This is a genomic window from Streptomyces sp. NPDC041796 (genome assembly GCF_055590785.1).
Window position 1 is genome coordinate 54,570 of sequence record NZ_JBVJAH010000017.1, and the last position, 11,910, is coordinate 66,479.

At 69.4% G+C, this 11,910-nt stretch carries 12 protein-coding genes; 4 read left to right on the plus strand and 8 right to left on the minus strand.

Annotated features, from left to right (window positions below):
- The first annotated feature begins 178 nt into the window (after nt 1–178).
- From ACZ6C1_RS28935 to ACZ6C1_RS28945, 3 genes are all read left to right on the plus strand, one after another.
- Nucleotides 179–763, plus strand: coding sequence for a hypothetical protein (locus ACZ6C1_RS28935; RefSeq protein WP_469244740.1), 585 nt, complete (start codon nt 179–181; stop codon nt 761–763).
- A 225-nt stretch (nt 764–988) separates the two neighbouring features.
- On the plus strand, nt 989–1,327 hold the full coding sequence (locus tag ACZ6C1_RS28940; RefSeq protein ID WP_469244742.1) for a hypothetical protein: 339 nt from the start codon (nt 989–991) through the stop codon (nt 1,325–1,327).
- Complete coding sequence (locus ACZ6C1_RS28945) at nt 1,288–1,638, plus strand: hypothetical protein (RefSeq protein ID WP_469244744.1); 351 nt, start codon at nt 1,288–1,290, stop codon at nt 1,636–1,638. The genes ACZ6C1_RS28940 and ACZ6C1_RS28945 overlap by 40 nt, the downstream gene beginning before the upstream one ends.
- A 420-nt stretch (nt 1,639–2,058) precedes the next feature.
- Here ACZ6C1_RS28945 and ACZ6C1_RS28950 read toward each other — a convergent pair whose 3' ends face one another.
- Nucleotides 2,059–2,988 carry an AraC family transcriptional regulator gene (locus ACZ6C1_RS28950; protein WP_469244746.1) on the minus strand — a complete coding sequence of 310 codons (930 nt, stop codon included), beginning with the start codon at nt 2,986–2,988 and terminating at the stop codon, nt 2,059–2,061.
- Between the two features lie 113 nt (nt 2,989–3,101).
- Between ACZ6C1_RS28950 and ACZ6C1_RS28955 the strand changes: the two genes are divergently transcribed.
- On the plus strand, nt 3,102–3,782 hold the full coding sequence (locus ACZ6C1_RS28955; protein WP_469244748.1) for an NAD(P)H oxidoreductase: 681 nt from the start codon (nt 3,102–3,104) through the stop codon (nt 3,780–3,782).
- A gap of 267 nt (nt 3,783–4,049) precedes the next feature.
- Here ACZ6C1_RS28955 and ACZ6C1_RS28960 read toward each other — a convergent pair whose 3' ends face one another.
- From ACZ6C1_RS28960 to ACZ6C1_RS28990, 7 genes are all read right to left on the minus strand, one after another.
- A complete protein-coding gene (locus tag ACZ6C1_RS28960) occupies nt 4,050–5,108 on the minus strand; it encodes a right-handed parallel beta-helix repeat-containing protein (protein WP_469244750.1) in 1,059 nt (352 codons plus the stop codon).
- Between the two features lie 975 nt (nt 5,109–6,083).
- Nucleotides 6,084–6,494, minus strand: a complete 411-nt coding sequence (locus tag ACZ6C1_RS28965; protein ID WP_469244752.1) for a hypothetical protein — start codon at nt 6,492–6,494, stop codon at nt 6,084–6,086.
- 514 nt (nt 6,495–7,008) lie between these two features.
- Nucleotides 7,009–7,347, minus strand: coding sequence for an alkyl sulfatase dimerization domain-containing protein (locus tag ACZ6C1_RS28970; protein ID WP_469244754.1), 339 nt, complete (start codon nt 7,345–7,347; stop codon nt 7,009–7,011).
- Entirely contained in the window at nt 7,322–7,888 is a 567-nt protein-coding gene (locus tag ACZ6C1_RS28975) for a TMEM175 family protein (protein ID WP_469244756.1), read from the minus strand. The genes ACZ6C1_RS28970 and ACZ6C1_RS28975 overlap by 26 nt, the downstream gene beginning before the upstream one ends.
- Nucleotides 7,889–8,552: 664 nt before the next feature.
- Complete coding sequence (locus ACZ6C1_RS28980; protein WP_469244758.1) at nt 8,553–8,702, minus strand: hypothetical protein; 150 nt, start codon at nt 8,700–8,702, stop codon at nt 8,553–8,555.
- Between the two features lie 207 nt (nt 8,703–8,909).
- Nucleotides 8,910–9,074, minus strand: a complete 165-nt coding sequence (locus ACZ6C1_RS28985; protein ID WP_469244760.1) for a hypothetical protein — start codon at nt 9,072–9,074, stop codon at nt 8,910–8,912.
- Between the two features lie 85 nt (nt 9,075–9,159).
- A complete protein-coding gene (locus ACZ6C1_RS28990) occupies nt 9,160–11,532 on the minus strand; it encodes a macro domain-containing protein (protein ID WP_469244762.1) in 2,373 nt (790 codons plus the stop codon).
- Nucleotides 11,533–11,910 lie beyond the last annotated feature (378 nt).

Sequence of the window (11,910 nt, forward strand, 5' to 3'; positions counted from 1 at the left end):
TCCCGCTTGAGCAGCCGGCCCGCCCTTCGCGACAAGCACGAGTGCGCCTGCTCGGTGTCCCGCGGGCGCCGTGGTCAATGCCGCGTGCAGGCTCGACGGGTGGCTTCGATGAGCCGCCTGCCCCGCGGTGGCGGAGGGCGCCTACAGTGAGCTCCGGGGCGGCGGATAGCGTGCGGGCATGACGACAACGGGGAAGCGGCAGGTCCTGTACCGGCAGAGCAGTGGGTTCTGGCGGATGACGGCGAAGTGGGTTGTGGTCTTCGGGGCCCTGTCCCTGGTGGACGGCGGGCTGCTCCGGTCGTGGGGCCACGCTGTGGTCTGGCCGATGATCGGGATCCTGCTGTGGGCGCCTTTCGGGATCGGCGTCTTCTGGTACCCGAAGAAGGACCAGCGTATCGAGCTGACCACGCGTGAACTGCGGGTACGCCGTAGGCGGCTGCCGATAGAGAAGGTGAACCTGCTGCACGTGGCGCGGCTGTGGCTGGAGGGGCGGTCAACCGCGGACGACCAGCCGGTGGGGGCATGGTCACGGTCCGACCGGGTGGTGTGGGTGCCGCTGTGGGACGGCCAGGCGCTCGGCATGGAGTTTCGCGACCCGGCCGCGTTCGCCAAGGTTTTCGGCGCCTTCGCGGTCGCGGCGTGCGGCGGGCCCGACATCGTCCGCGCGAGGGCCGCAGCGGAAACCTACCCGGAGCCGCGCCCGCTGCGGGTTCGCTCCGCCGCCGCCGGCTCCCGGCTGGATGTCCTGGACATCTTCAGCTGACAGCCGTGAAGGCCGGCAACGGGCAGCGCGCCATCGGGCGCACACGGGGAGCAGCGAGAGCGGCACGGTTGCCGTTCCGTTCCGGGAAAGTTCAACACCGAGATGTCGGCGCTCTCCCGCAGGGGCCACCCTTCCCGTGCACACGCGTGACCCGGCGGCGTCGAACAGCGACGTGGGTTTTCGTGATCAGGTGCGTTGTCAGTGGCTGCTGGCAGGATCTGCGGCATGGGGCTGAACATGGTCGTCGGCGTGCTGACCGATGCCGAGGAAGAGTACGCGGAGGCGCTCGGCGCCGACTTCGCCGCGCTCGGCAAGCTGCTGGAGCGGGCCGGAGCGCCCTCGTGGACCGAGCCGGACCGGGTCGACGCACGGGAGACCGAGTTCGAGATGTGGGCTACGCCGGGCTGCACACCGTTCGGCGCCTCGCCGTCCACCTGGCGGCCGACGGGCGGCTTCCTGAACCTTTGCCGCTCGACGGTTCGCGCGCCACCGACGATCCGCTCCTGCGGGAGGTGTATCGAACCGTGCCGGACAGGGACCGGCCGGGCCCGTTCGACCACCTGATCCACCACTCCGACTGCGAGGGCTACTACGTCCCCGTCGACTTCCCTCACGTCATCGTCGACAAAGCCGCCCCGGGTGGCTACATGGGCTCCTCGGTACGGCTGCTCGCCGAGACCCGCCGTCTCGCTCAGGCTCTCGGTCTGCCCGAAGACCTTCACCCGCACTCCGACGAGGTCTGGGACGCGGCCGAAGCCGGGATGCCGGTCGCCGGCGGCTGGCAGCGCTACGGCATCGAGTCCTACGTCTGCCTGCAACTCCTCCATGCCACCAAGCTGTCCCTCTCGGCCGGTTCGGCCATTGCCCTTGTGTAAGAGAGTGGGCGCGGTGCTGATCCTGGGCCCACTTGGCCGTGCTGCGGTATCACGGCGTACCGCCGTCAGAGGGGGCTACCCCCAAGGCTCACCGTCCTTCGCCGCGGCTGCCACGCTCCAGCGGACGGACCCGTTGCTCACCACGAGCGAGGGAATCAGGACCAGGTATGCGGCCGGCGTCGAACTGTTCGGCGGTCCGCACGGCCAGCAGCGCCTTGCCGTTGCTGGTGGGCCACGATAACCCCAGTCCGCACGCCTGCCGGCGGAAGCGGCGCGTCTGTGGGCAGCCAGAACGCGCGCACCAGGGCGACGACCACCTCAACTGGGTACTCAGGCAAGGGCTCCAGCACCTGCGGGTGTCTCACTTTCTGCGCGTGGGACGAGGCTTCCCACCCGCAGGTTCCTTCGCCGAACCGGAATTCAGGCCGCCGCGGCGCGGAATGTGCTGGGGCTCAGGCCTTTGTGGCGTTTGAACGCGGCACTGAAACCGAAAGCGTCGGCGTAGCCGACCAACCTTCCGATCTGGGCGATACTGAGATCGGTGTCGGCCAGAAGAGTCTCGGCCTCGTCCATGCGGCATTCGGTGAGGTAAGCGAGGGGCGGACGGCCCATCAGCTTGGTGAAGCGCTTGGCGAACAGGGCGCGGGAGACTCCGGATCGAGCGGCCAGTGACGCCACCGTCCAGGCCTCGGCGGGCCGGTCGTGGAAGGCCTGCAAGGCGGGGGCGAGGACTGGGTCGGCGAGACCCCGGTACCAGATGGGCGCGTCGGCGCCGGCCCGGTCGAACCAGTTGCGCAACGTGCACACCAGGGCCCAGTCGAGAAGCCGGTCCATCAGCGCCTGTGAGCCGGCCGAGAGTTGGGCGGCGTCGACGGCGGCCGTCTCCAGCCAGGCACAGACCTCGATGTCCTCCTTGATCACCAAGACGGGCGGCAGGGCACGCAGGAGCCGCTCGTGGCGGTGACCTGACGCGCGGTAGGCGCCCACGATCAGCGCGGTCGCCTCCTTCGAGTCGGTGCCCCATCCGATACCGCCGAGTTCCTGGGCGGTGCACTCGGTGTCCGTGGTGAAGCAGGCGATCTCGTACGCGGCATGGGGGCTGTGGAGAGTGCTGGGGCGGTCCGCCAGATGGAACGGTGCGGGGCCGTTCACAATGGCCGTGTCGCCCACGCCGACCGCGCGTTCGGTGCCGTCGGGCAGTATCAGGGTGCCCCCGCCACGCAGCACGCTGATCATGGTGAGCGGTGCGTCGTCGGCGAAGCGGATGGTCCAGGGCGCCGTCAGTATGGCGTGGGTGAGGACCGAGCCCTCTGCCCGGATGCCGCTCAGGAGTGAACTCAAAGGATCCACGGAGCTCAGCGTAGACGATCTCCTATGTTCTGGAGCGTTTCTCCCATGGATCATCCACCTCGTCGCGGCTGTACTGGATCCATCGAACCGACCGAGATCAGCCGGGAGACACCGTGACGCAGTACGACACCCATGCCAGGACAGCCCTCGTGGTCGTTGCACACCACCGCACCGATTCCCTCACCGCGCACACGGCTCGCCGTGCTGCCGCCCGGCTCGAAGCCGCCGGATACCGCATTGACTTGCTCGACCTGCACGCCGAAGGGTTCGACCCGCGGATGAACACCTCCGACCAGCCGGACTGGGGCAACAGGGACAAGGCGTATTCGGACGAAGTGCACGCCCATATGCAGCGCATCCTCGATGCCGATGTCGTCGTCGCCGTCTTCCCGGTGTACTGGCAGAGCGTGCCCGCCATCCTCAAGGGATGGATCGACCGCGTATGGAACTACGGATTCGCCTACGGCCGCAGCAAGCCCCGCCTCGCCGGCAAGCGCATGCTGTGGCTGGGCCTGGCCGGTGCCACTTCCGGCGATCCCATCGTGGAGGGGATGCAAACCGTCCTTGAAACGAATCTGAGCGAAGGCATCGCCTACTACTGCGGCTTCTCCCTCTCCGCCGTCGGCCTGCTCACCGACGCGGAGGAGCGCCCGCAGCGCGTCGACGCCGAAGGCAACCTCCTGGTCGGCGAAGCGGTCGGGGGCGCTGAACGCGAGGCGCAGTACGCCGATCTCGACCGGCGCGCCCGGGAGATCGTGGAAAAGTTCGTCGCCGAGGAACCCGTGGCGGTCTGATCGCAGGGAGACGTACGAGGTGATGGGCCTCCTGAGGGTGTCGAACGTCAGAGGTCGCGCCGGTACCCAGGGCCCGACTGCCGCCCCTGGTGGACACCGGCACCTCGGGCGGCCGGATGACGCGCTGCGTGCACCAACAGTACGGGTGGTCGCCATCGTCCGTGGGCGCCAGCGCTCTCGCCCGGGCCCACACCAAGCATCGGACGCCATGAGGCCGTGCGTCCAGGCATTGAGCGGGATGATCGTCCCCAAGCCGATCGACGGCGGTCAGGAGTTCAGCCCACAGGTGCCGTCGGAGTCGGTGTTGCCACCGAGGTCCACGAACCTCGCGAGTACGGCCCGGCAGTTGTCCGCGCCTTCCAGCCGGGAGTTGTCGGTGACGGTGGAGTTCTTCAACCGGACGCTGCCGGGGCCGACTCGTACTGGCGGGGCGGGGGTGTAGCCGAGGGTGATGTTGATGCCGCCCCCGCCCTTCTCCGCGTAGTTGTCGGTCACCTTGGTGTCCACAAGGGTGACGTCCCTGATTCCTCGTACATCGATGCCGCCGCCGTAGCCCGCCAGTTCGCCCGGCCGCGTGGGCTCGTACGGGTCGATGACCCGGTTGTTACTGATCGTGGACCGTTCGACCAGGCCCGCCGAGTCGAACCGGATGCCACCGGCTTCGCCGGCCTCGTTGTGGTCCACGAGGCTGTCGCGCAGGGTGAAGGAGCTGAAGGGGATGTTCTGTACGGCGCCGCCGATCCTGCCGGTGTTCCTGGTGAGGCGCACTCGCTCCATGGTGAGCTGCGAGGAGTTCAGCGCGGCGCCACCGCCGTAGTAGTTGTAGAGGGACGCCGTGGGCTCTGAGCGGCCCCGGGTGATGGTGAGGTCCGAGATCGTCGCCGGTCGCATGACGGTGAACACCCGGTCGATCCCACGCCCGTCGATGACCGTGGCGTCCGCCCCGGCTCCGGTGATCGTGGTGGGTGCGAAGATCTTCAGGTTGCCGTGTGCCGTATCGGCCAGGGTGTAGTCGGTGAAGGGCCGGCCGAGCAGCGGCGGGATGCTGAGGCTGTAGTGGCCCGCGGGGAGGGCGATCGTCGAACCCGGGTGTGCGTTGGCCTCCATGACTGCCGCACGCAGGGTGCAACCGCCCTTGGTCGACAGGCACTTCCCGTCTTGCGCGGACGCGTCCGGTGCGTCGATCACGCGGTCGACCATGATCCGCTGAGCCGTTGCCGCGTGCGCCTGGCCCGTGCCCGGAACCATTGTGGCGACACCGACGGCCGCGGCCGCGGCGGCCAGCACCCGGCGTGCCTCCGCTGTTGTCTTCTTGGCTTTGGTCATGGCCCAGAAGCTAGCTCCCGGCACTACCGGCCAGTAGGACATGTTTCACATAACGGGATATTGACCTGATATCGCTCATGGCGCTGTCCCGATGGAAGGGCGACGGCCTGATCCGGATGCCCCTATTCCCGGCACCGACACCCCTGTTGGCGGCGCTCGCGTCCAAGCGGGTGGAAAACTGCGCCGACAGCGGAGGCGGGCGGCATCCGATGTCCGGATTGCCAGGACCCCGTGCGACTGGGACACGGTGACCGAGACGACCCCCTTGCGCCGCAGCGCCTCGCGGTGGTGGTGGGACGGCGTACTCATGACCGGCTTCCGGGGCGGGCAGCGGCGGATGGGGAGGGAACCGCCTCACCTGTCGATCAGGCGCTCCCTACCGCAGCGGACGCGCTGGGAGGGAGTCACCAGTTGCTTTCAGCGGCTGGCTTCAGCAAAGGAGCCGGCTCCCGGTTACCGCGCCCGGGCGCCCGCTCTGTCGCTGGCCGTCGTCGTCGCACCGCCCGGGCCGGAAGCCGCTTCGCCCGTCCGGTCGCCCTTCCGCTGCTGCTCCGCCGGCCGCCGGCCGCCGTCCCACTCCGCCCCGTGGCCGTCCCGCGGCCGTCCGGCGCCGAGGCAGTCACGGGCCGCCGCCGTCCGCGTGCCGAGGTCGGCCCGTCACCGCCTCGTCCGCTGCGCAGGATCGTGCGGCTCCGCCGGGGTGCCGCCGTCCGTCCGCCGGCGCTTGCCGGACTGAACGTGTACGGCCACCGTGCCGGCACCCGCGCCGGGGCCGTGCCGCCCCGGGCCGCGTGCCGTCCCGGGCCGTTCCGGACGGTGTTTGCCCTCGCGCTGGTGGCAATCACCAGGCTCAGGCCGCCTCTTTGTGCCACGCCGAGGACGGGTTGTGGGACCAACCACCGCCTGCTGCACCGTGCCGCTCGCCACACACCGTGTTGGGGTCTGCCAACCGGAGTCTTAGTCCGTCGCCAGTGACTACGGTGTCGCGTCGGCGGCTCGGCGGAACCGCTCGAATTCCGAGTCTCCTGACGGCAGCAGGCCCGCCCGCACCATGGCCGTGCCCAGCTCCAGCTCCCGATCCTCGTCCGGGCACTCCAGGCCGCACTGGATGATTTGGGCGACCATCTCGGTGGTCCCGGCCAGAAAGATCGACCCGCTGTCCGACTGGTAGAACCAGGCCTCGTAGACGGGCGCACCGTCGACCACCACGTCCCAGAGCTCGCAGTAGTTCAGTACGGATTCATCGTCGGGATCGGGGGAGAGGCGACGGTCGGCCGGGAGGTCCTCGTCGTCGTAAGCAGCACCGCACAGGGCGACCTGCTCGGCCTGGATGGGAGTGAGCTGTGCCACCGAAGTGATCTGTCGCCTGTTGGTGAAGTCGGCCATGCGTGAAAACTAGCAGGGCTCCCACTGACCCCGTCCCGTGCCTCTGGGGCCGTCTCTGACAGGTGCGGCATCGTCACCGTTGGCCCGGTGCCTTCTGACCGAATCGCTTGGTCAGGGGCGAGGGCAAGGCTTCTCCCGTTTTCCAGCGGAGGGCCAACACCCAGCAGGTCGGCCTGCTCGTTGCTCGCCTCCTCCGGTGACCGGCCCATTCCCCGCCCAGCTCGCGCAGCGCTTCTGGCCAGGAGCAGTTTCTGTGATCAGGAACGGGTGTTCTGGCCTGGGTCGATCAGGTTGGGGTGGGGTTGTGGTCGGACGGTGCTGGTGCCTCGGTAGCCGTGACGACGGTGGTCGCCGGTCCGGGGGTGTCCTGATCTGTGGTCGGATGGCGGGCGGTGGTGGTCGAGAGGTGCCGTCTGCGCTGGTGATCCGCCGTCGCTGAGGTCGAGGCAGATGGTGTCCGGCTCCCTGCGTGGGCCGTCCACCCGAAGGGCCAGGTTCCAGCGCAGTGCGGCCATCATGTCGGGCGCGGCGCGATGGTGGAGGTGGGGGTCACCACCGCACCCCGGCGCAGTTCCAGGACGCCCATGAGGTAGACGTTGCGCCAGGTCCCGTTCTCACCGCCATAGTCGAGCTGCTCCAGGGCGTCCGACAGCAGCTGCCGTGCACCGGTGTGGTGCAGGTCGGCGAGCGCGACGTGGTGACGACCCGGACTGCCCAGCAGGAGACCCGCCGCACGATGCGGGGCACCTCTGACGCGGGGGACCGCCGAACATGCCCGCCGTGACGGCCGCGGACTGCACCGCGGGTGGCGGGTCGCGGGGTCACCCCTACGACCCGGGCAGGGCGGAGACACGGTGGGCCAGCAGCGACAGGGGAACGGCGGCGATCCAGCTGTACATGGCGGCGGGAGGCGACCAGAACGCGATGGCCACCGACAGCAGGAACACCACAGCCTGCGCCGGCAGGGCGACGCTGCGCCAGGACGCGCGGCGGTGGGTACGGGCGATGTGCAGCTCCACCGCGTACAGCACCAGCGCTGCCGCCCCGATGACAGCCCCGTACAGGGCCGGGCCGAGGGGCAGGTAGGAGTACTCCTCCAGAACGCGCGTCGGGAACGGCATCAGGGAGACCAGGACCAGGAAGACGACGTTCAGCCAGAACAAGTGGCCGTCCACCGACTCGGCCTCTCTTAGCGCGGCGTGGTGGGCCCGCCAGAACAGCGCGATCACAACCGCGCTCAGTACGAACGTACCGATCTGGGACAGGACGTCTTCCAGGGCGTCGTCCAGCGCCGCGCCGCCCAGCCCGTCCGGGAGCTCGATGTCCAGCACCAGCAGGGTCATGGCGATCGCCACCACGCCGTCCGTCAGGGCGAGGATCCTGTGCTTGGGCATCCGGTGCGCCACCTCTTGTGGCGCCGACTGCCCGTGACCGTTGTTCATGCACCTGTCGTAGCATCCACCGGCCGGGGACCGCCGCCGCCGAGGCGTGTCGCGCGGCCCCGTCGCTCCGTTGCCGGTGGCGGCCCAGCAGTCGGTCACGTCCCGCCTGCCGGGCGCCTGCTCGTCTTAGAACAGAGCGCACAGGTGAGTGACGGTCCTGTCCGCGGGCGCGCCGCAGCTGGACCACTGTTTCCGGGTGCTTTCGGATCAGTCTTACGTCAGGACGGCTGACCGGAGTCGTGTCGAGTCCATGCGGAGGAGCTCATCCGCTCGGCGTGCCGCCGAACCTTGGCGTGATGTCGGGTCCTCCTGATCGCGGCGTCTGGCAGTCGTCTCCTCGGTCTGCTGTCGGCCCTCCGTCTCACCCCCTGCTGTTTGGGTGCCGCGTCGTGCCTGCCGTGTCCGGCTGAGTCGTCGCTCGGGCCGGTCGCCGCGACCGTGCCTCTGTGGGGCGTCAGGCCCACTACGGTCCACTGTGTCGCGCTGCGCGCCGTGGTCGTGCCGCCCACCCGCCCGCCGGTCGCTCCGCCCCACCTGATTGCCGCTCGTGTTGACGTGCCGGGCGGGCTGCCCGTCGCCTTCTCGTCCGCCTAGCCCTTGCCTTGCTCAGGTACCGTCAGGCTGTCATATCGGCGTCCTGCGCCGCCGCGCTCCTCACGGTGTTGTCGCCGTTCCGGGTCGCCATGTTCGTTCCGGCGCTGACGGCTCGCGTGGTCAGGACGCAGAACTGCTTGCCGGGCTCGGTGCCGGGTGGTGGTGTGAGCATCTCGGCTCCCGGAAGACTTGCCGGCCTGGTTGTTCGAGAAGGCAACCAGTCCCAGCAGTAGGGCAGCCGCTGCACCGGTGCAGCATACGGTCTGACGACAGGTCATACGTCGCTCCTGGCCAGCCCCACTTCCCACCGGCCTCATCTATCGAGCGTCCCCGTACCGCTTCCGGGCTGCCCGGGGCGAATATCCGTTCCCGTCGTCGTTCAGGCCCAGGGCCGGGCGGCTGCTGGCCCCAGCCCGGCCGGGCCGTGCATCAAGCGCCTGAAGCCGTGGCACGGCATCGCCACGCGCCAGGAGAAGACCTCGGCCATCTGCCCGACCGGACTCCACACCACCGGCGTCTTCACATGGTCCGCCTGCTTATCCATGCGAAACGGCATGGGGGAGGGGCACGTGGCACGGGGGGCGGCCGGGTGACCGGCGTCCCCGGCCACGCACGCCGGACCCGATCGATCAGGAGACGAGGGGAGCGTCGTCCGCCTCGGTCAGCTTGACCGTGCACAGACCGCCGCGCTCGGTCTTGATGTCCGTCACCTTGAGCTGGGTGCCCGGCGCGAGGATGTACTCCTCCTCTCCGGTGAAGGCGGAGAAGCTGCGGATACCCACCGCCCGCGCGGGAGTCACCTCGAAGAGTGTCCGCTTGCCACGGTTGCCCAGGAACGCCCGGGCGACGCTCAGCTCCGAGGTGCACGAGGAGACACCCCACCAGGTCACCGTCCGTCCGACCGGGTACTGCGCGCGCAGGTCCAGCGACACGCCGCGCCACAGCGGCCGGGTCTGGGCGGGCAGCCCCGACACTGCCGAGAACAGCAGCCGCAGGTAGGGGAGGTAGGGCACGGCCTTGGTCCGGTCCGGGGACCGGAGTACGGCGTTGATCTCACGGTAGAAGGCCGATTCGCAGGTGTAGAGGTAGAGCGCGGCGATCGCGTCGGCGGACAGGCAGCCGGCCATCTCGTCCGCCCGCCGCTTGCCGAACTCGTGGGACCGCTCGATGTGCCGGCGGAGCCCGGACAGCACGCCGGTGACCGGGGCGAGGGCGTCATGGAAGTCCATCAGCGGTGTGTCGAATACACCGGTGATCGCCGGGAGTACGAGTCCCTCGTCCTTGACGCTGGTGAGCCGCTCCAGGTACAGCTGGTGCAGCTCCATGGTCGACGCGATGAAGGCGCCCATGCGCGCCGCGACATCACCGCCCCCGCCTGCGGCACCGGCCGTCTCCTCGTTCCAGCCCTTGCTCGGCAGCCAGTCGATCTCGTCCGCGCCCAGCGACGCGAGGGCCGCGTTCACCATGGCGAAGTGGTCGCCCTCGCAGAAGATGTCACCCTGGGCCGCGGGATTGGCATGATCGATGTGCCGGACCTCGACGTCGGGGTACTTCTCCTGGAGCCGGAGGACGATCTTCTTCAGATTGCGGGCGTGGGCACCCCACCAGGCGAAGACGACACCGCGGTCCTCCTCGTCGGCGTCCTGCTTGGCCTTGAAGATCTCCTCGACGATCCGTTCGGCGACGGGCCGCCAGAACGCGGTGTGCCGATCGGTCCCCATCGCGCCGTCACCGCTGGCCGTGAGCGAGGCGTTCAGCAGCAGCACACCCTGCGTGAGCATCGCCTGGAACCACTCCGGCGGCTGGACCGTCTCCCGCTCCTTCAGCAAGGCCCGGACGTCGGCGATGGCCGTCTTCTTGGCGATGCCGTACTTCCACATCGCTGCTGCCTTGATGATGCAGCGGACGCTGACGACCCTCCCGAACTGGCTGTCCTGCCAGTCGTTGAAAGTGTTGTCGAACATCGCTATGCCCGTGGCGCTTTCCGGCCGCGGGTACGGGTTCTGGCCGAAGACGACGACCTTCCACTTGTGCGGCGGGTTGGGCTTGAGCGCCTGGAAGGTCAGTTCCCGCACCGGGACGACTTCCGGGCTGCGGCTCTGGCCGATGAATTCGGCGGCGTCCGGCTGCGCCTCGATGACCGGCTTCAGGAGCGGAAGCCAGGGTTCACCGCCACCCTTGAAGAGATCGGTGAGGCCGAGCGGATCATTCGCGTCGGGCTGGGCCGGGGTGGTGGAGGTGGCATCGCTCATGGGGGAAGGGCTCCCGGTCGTCGTGGCGGAGGGATGGGGCTTGCCGGCCGGGTGGCCGGTGGGGTGGAGGTGGTCGGAGGCAGGGGACTGTCCGTGCGGTGGAACGATGCGTACCCGCTTGGTGACCGGCGCTTTCTCGATGCCGTTGAGCTGCGTGCTGATCGTGGAGCGCAGCTCGTCGTCGTCCTGGAACCAGTGGTCGTGGAAGAGCGTGTAGCCGGTCCACATCAGGTTGGCGCAGATCCTGGCGGGCACCCGGCCGGTCTGCGCGCCCAGGCCGACCAGCGCCACCGAGCGGATGCTGCCCGGGGCCTTCCGGTTCTGACGGTGGATGGCCTGGAACGCGGCGGCGCAGGCCATGGCCACGTTCAGGGTGGCACTCACGTTCTGTGAGGACTGCACCATGGTCGGCGTCGATATCAGGTATCGCGGGACGGCCGCCCCGGACGAGACGCAGACCGCGCTGCCCACGGGGAGGCTCCCCGCGAACCGGTCGCGGATCGCCCGCTGCACGCGCAGTTGGATGCCCGCTCCGAGGTGCCGCTTGATGACGGCGTCGACCCCGCCGTCCATCCGGCCGCGGGAGTTGGTGGGAGTGACCCAGGCGTCGACATCCTCGTCGAGGATCGAACCCCGGCGGATCTCGACCGCCGGCGTGTCGGCGAATGCCGCACGCCACGCCTCCACCACGCGCTCGTTGACGTCGGTCAACACCACCCTGAGCGCGGGCATCACAAGATTCTCGGTCATCGTCCACTCCTGTCGGGAAACGGTCCTTCCACCACCCCGGACGTTATCGGCCACCACTGACAACGCCGCGATCCACGGTGGGCAATGACGTGCCGTCATGACGCGGAGCCCGCGCCCCGCCATGCGCAGGTCGGCGGCGTGTCACCGAGCCCCTCAAGCGGATCGCCTTCTTGGCCGCCGGCGTTGGCACCGTGCAGCCCGTGCTGACGCCACACCGCCGCCGTACGAACGGGTGCTGGACCCCGCTCCAGCCGTCCCACGGCGTCGCGGCCTCCGCCCTGCCGACCGACGACTCGCGGTGCCGGCGCCGTTCCGCTGCCGCGCCGAGCTCAACCGTGCCGCCCGGGAGGTACTCCGGTTCCCCGCCCGCTCCCGAGC